The organism is Pseudomonas sp. lyk4-R2A-8 (assembly GCF_030209095.1).
Classification (GTDB): Bacteria; Pseudomonadota; Gammaproteobacteria; order Pseudomonadales; family Pseudomonadaceae; genus Aquipseudomonas; species Aquipseudomonas quebecensis.
In genome coordinates this window covers 66,624-82,050 of record NZ_JARVSS010000037.1, presented here as the reverse complement: position 1 = coordinate 82,050, position 15,427 = coordinate 66,624, and the positions used below count along the sequence as shown (strand labels likewise).

The 15,427-nt window shown below is 61.7% G+C and carries 13 protein-coding genes; 5 read left to right on the top strand and 8 right to left on the bottom strand.

Going from position 1 to position 15,427, the window contains the following annotated elements; all coding sequences use genetic code 11:
• Positions 1–63 precede the first annotated feature (63 nt).
• From praB to QRN10_RS24110, 4 genes are all read right to left on the bottom strand, one after another.
• Positions 64–558: an alkane oxidation protein activator PraB gene (praB, locus tag QRN10_RS24125; RefSeq protein WP_181076935.1), complete on the bottom strand. Its 495-nt coding sequence runs from the start codon at positions 556–558 to the stop codon at positions 64–66.
• A 131-nt stretch (positions 559–689) separates the two neighbouring features.
• Complete coding sequence (gene praA / locus QRN10_RS24120; protein ID WP_181076933.1) at positions 690–1,184, bottom strand: alkane oxidation protein activator PraA; 495 nt, start codon at positions 1,182–1,184, stop codon at positions 690–692.
• Positions 1,185–1,318: 134 nt separating this feature from the next.
• Positions 1,319–2,599: an alkane 1-monooxygenase gene (locus QRN10_RS24115; protein ID WP_181076932.1), complete on the bottom strand. Its 1,281-nt coding sequence runs from the start codon at positions 2,597–2,599 to the stop codon at positions 1,319–1,321.
• Between the two features lie 308 nt (positions 2,600–2,907).
• The gene (locus QRN10_RS24110) at positions 2,908–3,900 is read right to left on the bottom strand and encodes an alpha/beta fold hydrolase (protein ID WP_285429323.1); all 993 of its coding nucleotides are present in this window, start codon (positions 3,898–3,900) and stop codon (positions 2,908–2,910) included.
• 276 nt (positions 3,901–4,176) lie between these two features.
• On the opposite strand from QRN10_RS24110, the gene QRN10_RS24105 reads away from it, so the two are divergent.
• Genes QRN10_RS24105 through QRN10_RS24095 form a run of 3 tightly spaced genes read left to right on the top strand, consistent with a single transcriptional unit; the run spans position 4,177 to position 7,460 of the window.
• Positions 4,177–5,715, top strand: a complete 1,539-nt coding sequence (locus QRN10_RS24105) for a flavin-containing monooxygenase (RefSeq protein WP_253508008.1) — start codon at positions 4,177–4,179, stop codon at positions 5,713–5,715.
• Positions 5,712–6,602: an SDR family NAD(P)-dependent oxidoreductase gene (locus QRN10_RS24100; RefSeq protein WP_285429322.1), complete on the top strand. Its 891-nt coding sequence runs from the start codon at positions 5,712–5,714 to the stop codon at positions 6,600–6,602. Before QRN10_RS24105 ends, QRN10_RS24100 begins: the two co-directional genes overlap by 4 nt.
• Positions 6,603–6,617: 15 nt before the next feature.
• Positions 6,618–7,460 carry a metal-dependent hydrolase gene (locus QRN10_RS24095; RefSeq protein WP_285429321.1) on the top strand — a complete coding sequence of 281 codons (843 nt, stop codon included), beginning with the start codon at positions 6,618–6,620 and terminating at the stop codon, positions 7,458–7,460.
• On the opposite strand, the gene QRN10_RS24090 is transcribed toward QRN10_RS24095, so the two are convergent.
• Complete coding sequence (locus QRN10_RS24090; RefSeq protein ID WP_181076924.1) at positions 7,457–9,532, bottom strand: PTS sugar transporter subunit IIC/EAL domain-containing protein; 2,076 nt, start codon at positions 9,530–9,532, stop codon at positions 7,457–7,459. The two genes, QRN10_RS24095 and QRN10_RS24090, sit on opposite strands and share 4 nt — an antisense overlap.
• Before the next feature lie 318 nt (positions 9,533–9,850).
• Between QRN10_RS24090 and QRN10_RS24085 the strand changes: the two genes are divergently transcribed.
• Positions 9,851–10,117 carry a hypothetical protein gene (locus QRN10_RS24085; RefSeq protein ID WP_181076923.1) on the top strand — a complete coding sequence of 89 codons (267 nt, stop codon included), beginning with the start codon at positions 9,851–9,853 and terminating at the stop codon, positions 10,115–10,117.
• Entirely contained in the window at positions 10,110–10,475 is a 366-nt protein-coding gene (locus tag QRN10_RS24080) for a DUF6388 family protein (protein WP_253508014.1), read from the top strand. Before QRN10_RS24085 ends, QRN10_RS24080 begins: the two co-directional genes overlap by 8 nt.
• Here the strand turns inward: QRN10_RS24080 and QRN10_RS24075 are convergent.
• The 3 genes from QRN10_RS24075 to tssM are packed head-to-tail and all read right to left on the bottom strand — an operon-like array spanning position 10,472 to position 15,422.
• On the bottom strand, positions 10,472–11,314 hold the full coding sequence (locus QRN10_RS24075; protein ID WP_253508016.1) for a serine/threonine-protein kinase: 843 nt from the start codon (positions 11,312–11,314) through the stop codon (positions 10,472–10,474). The genes QRN10_RS24080 and QRN10_RS24075 overlap by 4 nt on opposite strands.
• Complete coding sequence (locus tag QRN10_RS24070) at positions 11,311–12,042, bottom strand: PP2C family protein-serine/threonine phosphatase (RefSeq protein WP_285429320.1); 732 nt, start codon at positions 12,040–12,042, stop codon at positions 11,311–11,313. Before QRN10_RS24070 ends, QRN10_RS24075 begins: the two co-directional genes overlap by 4 nt.
• Positions 12,039–15,422 (bottom strand): type VI secretion system membrane subunit TssM, encoded by a 3,384-nt coding sequence (tssM, locus tag QRN10_RS24065; RefSeq protein ID WP_285429319.1) that lies wholly within the window; start codon positions 15,420–15,422, stop codon positions 12,039–12,041. Before tssM ends, QRN10_RS24070 begins: the two co-directional genes overlap by 4 nt.
• Between the last annotated feature and the right edge of the window lie 5 nt (positions 15,423–15,427).

Here is a 15,427-nt window from a genome sequence, read left to right as displayed (position 1 = left end):
CCGGCGCCCGGTAAAGGCGCCGGTTTTTCCACGGGTGATCAGCCCTTCGTTCTCAACCGGCGATCAAGGCACGATGGTCAGTGCCGGGCTTGGGGTCACGCTCAGGCTGGCGACCGTGCAGTTGCCGCTCAGGGTCTGGTTGGTCGCGGTGAGCACACCACCGCTGTAGCCCACGGTGATGGTGGACGGGCCGCAATTGGAAGCCGGGTACAGAATCGAAGCGGCGATGGTATAGCCGACGTTGGTCACGGTACCCGCCGTTGGGCCGGTGGCGGTGAGGGTCCACGGCAGGCCGGTGATTTTCGGCAATGCGCAAAGACCGCCACCGGTGACCGCCACGCCAGTGATTTTGGCAACGCCGGTGGCGTCGACATTACCGGTGAAGGTGGCGCCGCAGTTGACGGTTGCCTGGAAAGAAGACGGCGATTTCACCGAAATCGTCCCAGGTGCGGTAAAGCTGGTATTGACCGGGGCGATGCTATAGGCGTTCGCCATCGACGCAGCACCCATGCAGACAGCCAGAGCAGACAACGATACGAGGGTTTTCAAGCTTTTCATTGTTTTTCCTCACAGTGATGGCGAGTCATTCGCCAGGGGTAATGGCCATGAACGAGAGGTCACGGTGAAACTGCAGAACTTCCCTTTCCAGCCAAATTTCAATGCAATTACCGCTATTAATGTGCGTTGCGTTAATCAACCACTTTGAAGTTGGGCGGCATCTTGATCGACACCGTTTTTATCTTGCAGTCTTCGCCAATCGGCACATTGGCCGCTTCCAACTTTCCGGTGGCGTTATCCCAGGTGCCATCAGCGGTAGAGGGACCGCACTTGCCGCCCAGACCGAAGGCATGTACATCAACGCTGATTTTTGACATGGACCCGCTGCGGCTGTCTTTGGCCACCAGTATCCAAGGCAAGTTAATGGCCTCCACCCGGCTGCACTTGAGGCCGCCATCGAATTCAACTTTGTCGACATTGACCGATGCGCCATCCGCCGCCACTTTGCCGGCGACTTTAATGGTGCAGTCGGCGCTGATCAGTGCCCCCTTGGAAAAGCTGATGGGACCCTGTGCCGTAAAAGCGCTGCCGGCCGGCTCGATGCGGGCGGCCTGGGCCTGGTGATAGGCGATCAGCCCCAACGCGGCCAATACGACATGAGCGGTGAATTTGGCGGGTGCCTGCATGGTGGACGTCCTTCCCTTTAATTGTTTTTGTTCGGGTCAAACACAACTTGCTAACTATTTGAGCGACAAACCCAGGGCGACAAAAACCCGCGCGCTGGATACACCGCGCGCCGATAACCCTGTTTCTAATTACATTAGAACGGTGTGGCGTTATGGCTGTACTTCTCCAGATACTTCAAACGTTGCGACGGTTGAAGATTGGTCAGGGTGATATCCCCGGCATAATGATTAAGTACGCGATGGTCCATGCGGCGGCGCCACAAGTACGGCACATAGGCCCAGACAATCATGCTTGCATAACCATAGGGCAGTTGCGGCGACTCATCGAAGTGGCGCAACGACTGATAACTGCGCGTGGGGTTGGCATGGTGATCGGAATGGCGCTGCAACTGGAATAGAAAGATGTTGGTGACAATCCGATTACTGTTCCAGGAATGTCGGGGTGAACAACGCTCATAGCGCCCGTTGGGCAACTTCTGACGCTTAAGGCCGTAGTGTTCGACATAGTTCACGACTTCCAGCAACGAGAATCCATAGATGCCCTGGATAATCAGGAACGGAATCACCGCCGCCCCGAGCCAGGCAATCATCGCGCCCCACAGCACCACGCTGTACATCCAGGCACTGAGCACGGCGTTTTTCCAGTGCCAGGCCGGCAGACCGAGTTTGCGCAGGCGCTCACGCTCAAGGTTCCAGGCCGAGCGCGCGCTGAACCACACCGAGCGTGGTAGAAATGCCCAGAAGCTTTCCCCCAGGCGCGAGCTGGCCGGATCTTCCGGGGTCGCGACGCGGACGTGATGGCCACGGTTGTGTTCGGTGTAAAAGTGCCCGTAGAAGGTCGGCGCCAGCGTGACCTTGGCCAGGAACACCTCCAGGGGTTTGGGTTTGTGCCCCAGTTCATGGGCGGTGTTGATCGCAATCCCGGTGGCGGCACCGGTCGACATGGCCATGCCCAGGTAAGTGAACCAGCTCGGTTCGCCATGCAACTGAGTGCGGGCGGTGACGTAAGCGGCCACCTGGGACAGCCAGTCAGCCGGGTCGAGATGGGCGGTGGCCTGTAGCAGCCCGCCGTCGATGATCCAGGCAATGCCCCCCGCGGCGAGCCAGCCGGTAATCACCACCGAGGCGATCACAAAGAGTACGCCGGTGTAGACGATCCAGCGGTAATAGCGCTGGGATTCAAGGTGGCCGACGGCGGATTCCGGTGGGTTGCTGACGTCTTCGCCGAGCAGGCCGTCGATCAACGGAATCAGGCCGAAGATCACCAGCACCCCGACCCACCAGAGCTGCTGGACGCCGGTGCTGATCGCCAGTGCTCCGGACAACAGCGGCGTGGCCAGGGGCATGATGCCCAGCCACCACAGGTGGCGTTTGCCATCGGCCCATACCGAAGGTGCTGCGAGCGTCTGGTTCATGGCAGCCTCCGGGCAAAACGCGCAGGCCGAGTGGCGGACCACAGGATGGGGGAGCGCGAGCGGTCCCCGGACATCAAGCATGCGATAAAAAGCGTTTTTTTCATTTTTGTTCGCTCTTAGGCACTTCAAAAAATTCATTTCAAAATAAATATTGAAATATTTTTTTAAATAGATAGCGCGGAATCGTTAGGTCGTCAACTACTTTGTCGAGCGCTTTTTCAGGTGACTGCGCAGTCTTTTTTTAGGTCCGCCAGTCAGGTCTCTAGAACAACGGTTTGCACCGCCCCGCCCGAACACGACGGCGATGATTATTTGTTCGCCAGGGCAACGGGCGGGGTCAGTTGCGTATTGGCATGCCCTGACCGCACGCGCTTGGCCAACTGCTGCACCAGCTCCACCACCCGCGGCGTGGCGGTAATCGGCAGCATGTGGCCGCGCCCTTCAACGAGCTGCAGTTTCAGGCCCGGCACCCTGTCGGCGAGCGCCTGACCGTGCGTGCGAAAGTCCAGCACCCGGTCCCGCGCGCCGTAGATCAAGCCAATCGGCAAGGTCAGGCCTGGGTAGCGCCGGACCATGTGCGGCAGGTCGTCGTTGACCAGGGCAATTTCACTGGAGGCGGCATAAAAGTTGGCTGGACGCATGCCCAACAGGCCACCGCCACGGGTGGCGAAATCCTCGGGCGCAACATCCGGCGCGAAGATGCCTTTGACCACACTGCGCCGAGTCAACAGGCCAATGGGCACCGTCAACGTATGGGCAACCCAGCGGCGCAGCCATGCCGGCCGCACCGCCAGCGACCAGAACACCGGCGGCAATGTCGGCTGGGGATGAGTCAGTGGCGCCACCAGGACCAGGCCCGATACCGTCTCAGGATGGTCGAGGGCCAGCGCCAGAGCGAGCGCGCCCCCCAGGGAATGCCCAAGCACCAGCGGTGGGTCCAACCGCAACGCCTGGATGAACCGGGCAATTTGCCGCGCCTGGCCCGGCAGGTCGGCCGCAGTGCCGGCGCGGCGCGTGGAGTAACCCGAGCCCGGCCGGTCGAGGGTGATCACCCGAAACTGCTCGCGCAAGTGACCGGACAAGGCGTAGGTCAGGTTGCGACTGCTACCCATCAATCCGTGAATCATCACCAATGGCGGCCCGTTGCCCTCTTCCACATAGTGGAATTGCTCGCCGTCGACCTCAATAAAACGGCCATCGCGCGGCACGGCCTTTTCAATGCGCCGCGTCATCCAGGCGCTGAAACCCCAGGCCATTGCACACGCCCCCACACCCGCAGCCATTACCCATTCCATCGTCATGCGCTCGGTCCTCTGCATTCCCTGCCGCCGGCGCCCCAACCGGAATTGGTCGGGCCTCGGCCACCGCACACACCCTGGACCCGAGCCTGATACAGACATGCGCGTCCGTCGGACAAATCGCACATTCGAGACAAGGACCTAGCGTAGGCGATATTTTCAGGTAGATTATTTAAAATCTTTTTTAAAATAATTAATTAAATTTTCCTTTGCAACGGCGTTCCACCCAAAAGACACAACAAGATCAGGAGCCCATCCGATGCCCACTCAGGACAGCCTATGAATGCCCACAATGACTCGATCGACATCGCCATCATCGGTACAGGCTTCGCCGGCCTGTGCATGGCCATCCAGCTCAAGCAGGCCGGGCTTACCGACTTTTTCGTCGCCGAACAGGCCGACAGCCTCGGCGGTACCTGGCGCGACAACCATTACCCCGGCTGTGCCTGCGATGTGCAGTCCCATGTCTACTCGTTTTCCTTTGCGCCCAACCCGAACTGGACACGGCAGTTCGCGCCGCAGGCGGAAATTCGCGCGTATTTGGAACAATGCGCCACGCGTTTCGAGCTGGCGCCCTACCTGCGCTTCGGTATGGGGTTGACCCGCGCGGTGTTCGATGAAGCCCAACAGCGCTGGCACCTGAGTTTCAGCAACGGTCGGCAGGTGAGCGCACGGGTATTGGTGTCGGGGATGGGCGGCCTGTCGCGCCCGGCGTTGCCGGATATTCCGGGCCTGGAAAGTTTTAAGGGCCAGCGTTTCCACTCGCAGCAGTGGGACCATGGTTATTCGCTCAAGGGCAAGCGCGTGGCGGTGATCGGCACCGGCGCCAGCGCGATTCAATTCGTGCCGCAGATCGCCCCGCAGGTGGCCCATCTGGACCTGTTCCAGCGCACGCCGCCATGGATCATGCCCAAACCCGACCGTGCGATTGGGCCGCTGGAACGCTGGCTGTTCAAGCACGTGCCTGTTACGCAGCGGCTTATGCGCGCGGGGTTTTACTGGGCATTGGAAGGACGGGTGGTGGGCTTTGCGCGGCATCCGCGGCTGATGAAGATGGTGCAGCGTATCGCCCTGCGTCACCTGCACAGGCAAGTGGCGCGCCCTTCCCTGCGCAAGCGCCTCACGCCGGACTACACCATCGGCTGCAAGCGCGTGCTGATCTCCAATGACTATTACCCGGCATTGTCGCGCAGCAATGTCGAGGTGGTGACCGAGCCTGTGCAGCGCATCGAACCCGACGGCGTGATCACCGCCGACGGTATCAAGCACCCGGCGGACTGCCTGATTTTCGGCACCGGCTTCCAGGCCAGCGACCCGCTGCCACGCGGCTGCATCATCGGCCGCGACGGCATGGACCTGATGGACACTTGGCGTGAGGGCGCCCATGCCTACAAGGGCACAACCGTGCCCGGCTATCCCAACCTGTTCCTGATTGTCGGGCCCAATACCGGGCTTGGGCACAACTCGATGATCCTGATGATTGAGGCCCAGGTGGCCTACATCCTCGACGCGCTCAAGCAGATGCAACGCCAGCGTATCGCCACGGTGGAGGTCAAGTCGACGGTGGAACAGGCCTACAACCACCATCTGCAACACAAGCTTGAACGCACCATCTGGAACACCGGCGGTTGCCAGAGCTGGTATCTGGACCCGCGCACCGGCAGGAACACCACGCTCTGGCCCGGCTCGACCTGGCGTTTCAAGCAACTCACCCGCCAGTTCGCGCTCAAGGATTATGTGACGGGCATGGCGGTCCTCAGCCCCCCTGCGCGTGCGCCCTCCGTGGTCCGCGCCAATCCCGAAGGAAGCCTGTCATGAAGTCATTCAACGGCCGCGTTGCGGCCATCACCGGCGCGGCCTCCGGCATGGGTCGCGCGCTGGCACTGGCCTTGGCCCGTGAGGGGTGCCACCTGGCACTGGCGGACAAAAACCTTCAAGGCCTGGAACACACCCGCGCCTTGATCGAAGAGTCGGGCCTGCCGCCGGTGCGGATCACTACGCAGATGCTTGATGTGGCCGACCGCCAAGCCATGCAGGATTGGGCCGCGCGCTGCATGGCCGAGCACGGCCAGGTCAACCTGGTTTTCAACAATGCCGGGGTGGCACTGTCAAGTACCATAGAGGGCGTGGATTACGCTGACCTGGAGTGGATCGTCGGTATCAATTTCTGGGGCGTGGTCCACGGCACCAAGGCCTTCCTCCCCTACCTCAAGGCAAGCGGCGAAGGCCACGTGATCAACACCTCCAGCGTGTTCGGGCTGTTCGCGCAGCCGGGCATGAGCGGCTACAACGCCAGCAAGTTCGCAGTGCGTGGCTTTACCGAGGCGCTGCGCCAGGAACTCGACCTGCAACGCTGCGGCGTGTCGGCGACCTGCGTGCACCCCGGCGGGATCCGCACCGATATCTGCCGCAGCAGCCGTATCGACGCGAACATGACCGGTTTTTTGATCCACAGCGAACAACAGGCCCGCGCCGACTTCGAAAAACTGTTTATCACCGATGCCGACCAGGCCGCGACAGTGATCCTGCACGGAGTGCGCAAAAACAAGCGTCGCGTGTTGATCGGCCGCGACGCCTATGCCCTCGACCTGCTTGCCCGTTGCCTGCCGGCGGCTTACCAGGCGTTGGTGGTATTTGCCAGCAAACGCATGGCTCCCAAACCGCGCACGCCAGTGTTTGAAACCAACGACGAGTCTCGTCTCTGAACAGGAGCACAGCCCATGCTACCCATCCGTCGCGATGTCCGTTTTGCCCTGCCCGCCGAGCGCATCAAGGACTGGCACGAACAAGGCCCGTTCATCACGCACTTCTTCAATGCCCTGTCGCTGCTGTTTCCCCAGGGCGAACTGTTCTTCATGGACAGCGTGCGCCATTACCGGCAGCGCATCGACGACCCGCTGTTGAAGAAGGAAATCCAGGGTTTTATCGGTCAAGAGGCCATGCACAGCCGCGAACATGTGGCCTATAACGACCTGCTGCAAGCGGCGGGCCTGCCGGCGCACACCCTCGATCGGCGGTTGAAATTCATCCTCGACTGGCAAAAAAAACACCTGCCGCCGGCGTTCAACCTGGCCGTGACCATCGCCCTGGAGCACTACACCGCGATGCTCGCCGAGATCCTGCTGAGCGACCCGTCGCGCTTCGGCCATTCACTCAAGGGCTACCAGCAAATGTGGTACTGGCACGCCCTCGAAGAAACCGAGCACAAAGCCGTGGCGTTTGACGTATGGAACACTGTGATCAAGCCGGGCCCCGGGCGCTATCTGCTGCGCACCGGGACCATGCTCACCACTACGCTGCTGTTCTGGCTGGTGGTGCTGGACTTTCATGTGCGCTTGCTGGTGGCGGACCGCAAGGCGGGAGGTTTTTTCAAGGGCTTCTGGCGCATGCTCAAGTTTCTGTATGGCCCTAAAGGCATTTTCCCGCGCATGCTGGTGCCTTGGCTGCATTACTTCAAGCCAGGCTTCCACCCTTGGGATCATGACAATCGCGCGCACCTGGCCGGTATCGACGCTTTGGTCGACGACATCGAACAGACCCGGCGCGGCTACGAATCCGCCTAGGTCTGCGCCAACGCCGCACGTTCGCGCACAAAGCCTTCCAACTGATCGCCCGGCAGCGCCTTGCTGAAATACCAGCCCTGGATAAACAGTTCGCTGCCGGTGTTCAGGAAGGCCAGTTGCTCGGCGGTCTCCACCCCTTCGACGACCACACCCAGGTTCAACGCCTCGCAGAAACGCAGCATCCCGGTCAGGACCTGCGCGCCCTTGGGATCATGCTGGGCCACCACGAAGCTACGGTCGATCTTGATAAAGTCCACCGGAAACTGGTGCAGGTAACTCAACGCTGAAAAACCGGTGCCAAAGTCGTCGATATACACCTTGGCGCCAATCGCCTGGAGTTTCTGAATCGTCCGCCGCGTAGCCTGGATATCGCTGACCAGAGCATCTTCGGTGATCTCCACCGAGACCTGCCCGTGGGCCTGTGCCAGGATGCCGACGAGGCGCTCGCCATAGGTGGCATCCGTCAGCGTCGCGCTGGAAATATTAATGGTCATGGGTAGCGTGAACCCCAACTTTTGCCATTTCTGGTATTGGCGCACGGCCTGGGACGCCACCCACATGTCCACGTCCGGCATCAATTGGGCCTGGGCCAGCCATTGCAGGAATTCCCAGGGCGAATGCACCGTGCCCTGGGCATCGCGAGCGCGCATCAAGGCCTCGCACCCGGTGCACAGTCCGGTGCGGGTCGAGACTTGCGGTTGGAATTCCAGATAGAAATCGTAGTCGCTGATCTGCTGGATGCGGCTCAGCTCATTGGCGTGACGCGCCAGGGTCTTGTGGGAAGCCAGCACGGGGTCCAGTTCGCGCAGCCGGCCTTTTTCCTCCAGGCCACGGAAGGTCATGTCCAGGGATTTGAGATACACCGTGCCGCCTTCGCTGGCCTGGCGATGGATCGCCCGCACATACGGCACATACACGAGCGTGCCCAGGCCCAGCAACGCCACCTGCAGCGCGACCGCCGCCAGGTCGCCGTGAGTGCTCAGATAAGCATTGAGCAACACCGGAGAGGTGAACGGCACACTGGCCACCGCCGGCGAAACCCAGCCCATCTGCACCGCCCCCAAGGCCAGCATTGCGTTCATGGCAGGCACTAATAGAAAGGGGATGAACAGACGCGGGTTGAGGATGATCGGCAAGCCGAACAGCAGCACCTCGCTGACGTTGAACAGTGACAGCGGCAAGCTCGCCACGGCGACCAGGCGCATGGACTGGCTCTTGGAAAACAGCAGGATCGCCAGCAGCAGGCATAACGCGCCGCCCGAACCGCCGATAAAAGCAAAACTGCCGAGCAGACCGCTGTTCAACAGGTACTTGATCGGCTCCCCTGCAGCCGCCGCCGTGCCGTTGAGCACCACGGCCTGATCCAACACATCGAACAGCGGCTGCATGGCGTACACGCCGTGGATTCCGAAGAACCACAACAGCGAATTCATCAGCGTCACGAACAGGCCGCTGCCGTAGGGCGACTGCAACGCATCCAGCACCTGCGGCCCCTGCAACTGTGCCACATACGGGACTTGCAGCAGTAACGACAGGACCGTGACCAATGCCAGGGCGGTGAGCGCGCCGGGCACGACCATGTTGATGGTGCCACGCAGGTTGTGCCCCACCAGGTCCTCGTTGACCAGCCGCGTCCAACGATAACGGTGCAACCAGGCCACGGCCGGCACGTTCAGCAACGGCGAGGCGATGGCGATGAATAACACGAAGGTGGCCGAGGCCCGTGGGTAGTCGCGCAGTACAAAGGTGGCGATCACCACGTGGGCCAGGCAGAGAAACGCCACCGGAAGCTGCGGGAGGCGATACTGGATCGCCAGCATGTAGCCAATGGACGCGGCCACCAGCAGTGGGATGACCGAACTGATCTGGTTATGCAGCCCCGCGAGAAAGGCCACCAGTCGCGGGTCGAATCCCAGCACCCGGGCGCATTCGGACAGGATCAGAAACCCGGCCGAAACGAGCAGGCAAGGCAGGATCCACAACAGCCCTTCGCGGATTGCCCGCAACGACTCGGTGCTGGCCAAGGCCGCCAGACGTTGGGTGAAGAAAAGCTTGAAGAGCGTTTGCGCCATGACCCATCCCTCTGCCCATCGCACGATGCCCTTCAAGGCAGGGCCCGGAAACACGAGGTAACGCTACACGCCCAGGCACTGGGAGCGAAAGGCCTTTACGGCGTTGGCGTCGATTTTCCAGGGGGTTGCGGCCTGGAATGGATGATCGCGCGCAATTAATTGAACTTTTTAAGTAGGAAAAATCCCTAATCGTGGTTGAGCGGGTACTATTGACGGCTTATGGAGCGTGAGTGTGACCCGGCAAAGCGTCAGGCTGAGGTCGCCAATTCAGGGAAGCAGGGCCTGAGTCATACCAGGTACCCAGGAGGTAGGTTCAAAATGCAACACAAGTTGTCGAACGCAATGCGGCCACTGCTGCTTAACGCAATGCTATGGCTGGGCGGAGTCGCCCTGTTGTTTGTAATCAAAGATATTGTTGAAGAAGTGTCCGGACCGATCGCCGGTACCTGGGTTGATCTGACGCTGGTGCTGATGGCCTATCTGCTGTTCTTCATACTCGAACCACTGCAGCATCGGGTATCGCGCCACCTGCGCAAGCGTGCTCGACGCAGGGAATCCCACCAGGAGGTCGGCACCGGTGTCTGAGCGTAGAAACGATCCTGTAGCTGAGCCGGGTGATAGCCATCAACTGGCCCTTGATCGATTTCTTGTGGCCCATCCGGAGCTCCTCGCGCAATTGGACGCCTTGAATCCCCTGGCCGCTCAGGCCAAGGGTGAATCGCTTGCCCAATACCGCGCGGAACGCTTGCACGAAGCCTTCGAGGCGGAAGCCGAGCGCCTGGGTTTGTTCGCGTGGGAACTGACGCTTAAACTCACCGCCGAGTCCCCCGAAGCCTTCAACGCTCAACGCTTGGAAGTGCACAGGGAAGTGGCGCAGATGGCCGGATTGAGCTGGTCCGAATACTGCGAGCTGCACAACCTGCCCGGCGTCCCACTCCCCTAGACAAACCATCGCCGGTGCGTCACCGCCATGCTATCGCGCAGTTGCTCAACCGTAACCGTTCGATGCGTCGCAGCCCAGCTCAAGGCTGAACGCAACGCGCTCCAGCAGCGCCTGGGCAACCTGCGCGGCCGGGGCAGTGGGCGGGTGCGGTGAGGCTCCACGACGCGCCTTCCCTGGGCCAACTCGTACAGTACGCGCGCGGCGCCATAAAGGTCGGCGCTCACTGACGGTCCGCCGCCGTCCTTCAACTCCGGGGCGGCATAGGCCGGGGTCCAGGCATTCAAGCGACGGTGGCTCAAGCCTGGTAATCCGGCGGCTCTTTGCGACTCGGCATGCCCCAGGCCGAAGTCGAACAGACACAAGCCCTGCTCCCCGACCATGATGTTGGTCGGTTTTATATCCCCATGCAGCACACCCGCGCGGTGCGCATAAGCAAGCGCATCCAACAGTTGCACGGCCATCGGTTGCAGCTCATTCCAAGGCAGGCCGTCCGGGTACTCCAGCAGCAGCCGGTCCAGGGTCAGCCCCGGCAGCCACTCCATGGTGAAGAACGCCACCTGACGCACCGTGTCGACTTCAAAAGCGAACGCGCGCACCACGTGCTCATGGCGCAGCCTTCGTGTCAGGGCGAATTCGCTGTACAGCAGCACATGCCCATCGGGACAGGTGGAAAGGCTGTCGCCCAGCAGTTTCAATGCGACCCAGGGGCTGGGCTCACCGAAGGCTTCGTGCAGCAGGTCTCGTGCACGATAAACCACACCCATCCCACCCGTTCCCAACACGCGCTCAAGCTGATAGCGCCCCGCAAGCAGGTCGGGCGGGCCCAGGGCCGCGCTCATGGCTGCACCACCACCGCCGTCAGGTCGTCCTGGGCCGAGCCGCGCAACACTTCGGCGAACAACCGATCCACCATTTGCCGAGGGTTGTTCATACTCAGCGCACGCCCCAGCACGCCGTGGCTGAGCCCCTGATACAAACCGTCGCTGCACAGTAAAAACACATCGCCGGGGCGGACGCACAGTTCCAGCACCTCCAGGCTCAGGGGTTGTCGGCCGCCGATGGCCCGCGTCAGGGCTCTGGCATTCGGATGGCCGCGCGCCTGCTCCAGGGTCAAGTGCTGGCGATCCATCAATTGCTGCAAGCGTGAATGGTCCCGCGACAACTGGTAAAGACGTTGCCCGCGCCAGAGGTAGCATCGGCTGTCGCCGACCCAAAGGCAGGCGGCACGATTGCCATCCAGCAGCAAGGCGACCACGGTGCTGCCCATCATATCCGTCAGGCTGCCATCAACCGATGGCGCCGCGCGGCTCAACTGGCGGTCAAGTGCGCGCAGGCGCCTGCGCACCGTGTCGATACGCTGATCGAAGCCATCATCGCCAGGCAACGACGCCAGGCTTCGGATGACCGACTGGCTGGCCACATCCCCGGCACGATGGCCGCCCATGCCGTCGGCTACCGCCCAGCAGCCACGCTGCGGGCAGTCGAGGAAAGCGTCCTCGTTGCGCGCACGCAGCTTGCCCCGCGCTGTACGCCCGGCGCTGCGCCACAACGCAGGCATCGGGGTCATAGTTGCTCCGGCAAGCGAAAGGTGCGCCATTGCTCCCACTGCAGCGGCACCGGGTTGCGCTGGCTGGAAAGCAGGAAGTGCGCACGCAGCCCGGAGAGATCAGCCTTGAACAGGCGGGCCTGGCGAGCATCAATGAGCTCACTTTGCATCAGCTCGACGAACCGAAACAATGACCACGCCCCGCTGTTATCCTTGATGCCTAATGGCCGCTGCGCGCCACGCTCCAGTACCAGGCTGGTGCGGCTCTGGTCCGCCTCGCCGGGCCAGTCGAACACCATGGGCACGATGGGTCCGTGGCGATATTCGAGCTGTTTGTCGCCAATACTCAGCATCGCACGGCTGACAGCCGGGTCCAGGCTGTAGGGCGCCAGACTGAACCGCACCGCCCACTCCTGCTCGTCATTGAAGAAACCTTGACGAATCATCTGGGCTTTGCTGAGTTGGTCCAGCAGCGAGCGCGACATCGGCAGGCTGCGGCCGTCCAGGCTACGCAGGCGGTAGCGGCGGCCGTCTGCACTGACAAACGCGCGCAGATGGCTGTCGTAGAAGCGCGCCAAACTCCCCCGTGGCTTGAAGAATTCCTGAAAATCCTCCAGGGCGACATCGGTGCGTGCGCTGGCAGTGAATGGATACCGACGCTGAATCGTCTTGGCGTAAAAGCCGTAGAGTTCGCTCTGGTAGCGCTGATTGACATAGGCATGAGCGCTGTCAAGCAACAGCCGCCAGCTATCGTCGGCAATACTGTCGAACCACCCTTTCAGAGGTTGCGGCAGGCGCGCAGCCGTATCACGTAAACGCCCCAATTGCGGTTGCTGGCCATCCATGCGCCGGCTGGCCATCCTGAACGCGGCCTGTTCGGGCAAGTCATCGCGGTTCAAGCCCGCCAACTGCAGTTGCCATTCATCCAGCAGCCGCAACGCCTGCAGCAGTTGTTCACGTGGGTTCTGCTCCGCATCCACCAATTGATGCAAGGGCTCGAAGCGCCGCTGCAACGCGCGCCGCGCGGAATCAGGTGCCATCTGCCCCGGTAATGCGCTGCCTGACAACAGGGACGCGCCCGCCTGCGCCGCAACGCCCAGCTCGCCAACTTGGCGCGTCACGCCCTCAAGGTGCTCGCGTTGCGCCACAAGCCGGGTGTTTTCAAGCAACTGATGCAACAGTTGCACCCACGGCGACTGGGCGGATGCCAGATCGGCAAGCGTCTCGGCATGCTGTCGCAGGTTGTCGCTCTCCAACAGCCGAACCTGACCGATGGCGTGGCTCCACGCATCGGCATACTCGCTGAAATAGCGTTGCTCCAGCTCCAGCATCAGCTGGCGTAAATCCGTGGGGCTCAGGTCACCGCTTTCGCCGAGCACCCAGTTGTCCTGCGCGATGGCGTTGACCAGTCGCGGCCCCTGCTTTTCGAAGTACTGCACATACCGCCGGGTGAAGAAGCCGGGGATGGGTTCATCCGGCGCGGAAAGCCCGCGCCCCTGTACCAGTCGATAAGGTTCAAGGTTGCGAGCCTGGTGACGCAGCGCCCGATAGACCACGCCGGCGAGCGATTCACCGCGCAATTGTTGGCGAGCCTCGGCCACCAGGTCATCGCTCAAGGGCATCACGAACGGTTGCTCAAGCAAGCGCGAGAAATGCTCGTTCAAGCGCTTCTGCACCGACGGGTCGCTGGCGTAACGTGCAGACCAATGACCCGCCACACGCTCCTTCAGCCAGGCATTATCACGACGTTTCGGCAAGTTAAGCATCAGGTACGCCCGCAACGTATCCATCAACGTTTCGCGATCGCCCAGGCTGGCCCGGACCTGTTCTTCAAGCAGGGCAACCACTTGCGGCAGCAGTTGCTGATGCAGTGTCCTGTCATAAACATCGGATAACAGCGGACGGACGGCCTCGCCTTGGAACAACCCTACCCGCTCGACCATCCGCACCTGCGCCACGGGAGGGAATACCTGGGTCGCAGCCCGATGGCTGTCCAGCCGCGGCAGCAGTGCCAGGGTGGAATCCGCTATGGCAGGATCGGGCGGTTGGATGTCGAGCAGTTGCGCCAATTGCAGCAGGCGCTGGTGGTTGACCGAGTAACTGTGTGTCCAGACTATTCCCGCCACGACCACGAGCAACGAAGCGACCAGCATCCCAAGGCCTTGGCGGCGGCGCAGGCGTTGTCGCTCGGGGGTATGCAGCCCCGCTAGGTCAGCCTCCGCAAAGATCACGCGGTTGAACAGGCCCTGCACGAAATACGAGCGTCCGTCCTCCGACGCCCCGCAGGCCAGGTAGAACCCGCGCAGTCGATTGATGCGCTGGAAGCGATGAGCGCAGAACGCAGTTTCCACGAACAGGCATAAACGCTCACCGATATGGGCAACCTGCCGGGGGAAGTCAAGCATCTGCCCGCGGCGCTCGACATCACGTTCCAGATGCAAGCGAGCAATCACCTGCGTGCCCAGACGCTTCAGCAACCTCTCGAACGCTTCGCGCACATGGCCGATCTCGGTGCCGGCCTTGCCTGCCGCCAGGGGCTCTCCGAGCACCGCTTCTGCGCTGTCGCCCATAGGGGAGTCGAAGAATTCGGCGAACCCCGGCAAGCGGTCGGCCTGGGTCAGTATCAGGTACACCGGCACGTCCATGTGCAGCCGTTGCTGGATGTCTTGCAGACGCGTGTGTATCCGTCGTGCATGCAGGTCGAGGTCGTGCTCGTTCATGCCCAGCAACGTTTCCACCGCCAGGGTCACCACCACACCGTTGAGCGGCCGCGCTCGGTGTCGCGACTTGAGCAGGCCCAGCAACGTCGACCATCCAGCACCGTCCACCGGCACGTCAGGCTGCGTCAGATAGCGCCCGGCAACCTCTATCACAACGGCTTCGTCGGCCAGGTAGGCATCAAAGTAAGCGTTCGCTCTCGAAGACCGCGCCTCTGAGCGATCGAGCGGGTAAACCAAACCGTTGGCCGACAGCAAAGAGCTTTTGCCGCTGCCTTGCTCGCCAATCAACAAATACCAAGGCAACTCGTTGCGCCAGCGCGCGCTGCGCTCACCGTAACGCCGCGTGGTTCTCAAGGTGTGCAAGGCCTCCTTGAAACGCCCGCGCACCTGGCGTTGCTCCGTCTCCACCAATCCGTCGCGCGGGTGACTCGCCTCGGTCTCAGGTAAGCGCAACCGTGCGGCACGCCGTCCGCCGGCCCCCACCATCGCCAGCCCCCATGCGAGAAGCAACGCGCTGATCGTCAGCAGACGCGCCGTCGAGCTTTGCCAGAAACGGTGGTCAGCGACCGCCAACAGCGGCCCGGCAAACCATACCAACAGTGCGCTGCCCAGTACCAACAACAGGCTCCATAACCAAATTTTGCGCAGCAACGCGCCCACGCCCTTGAAGAATGCGCTCATGATTG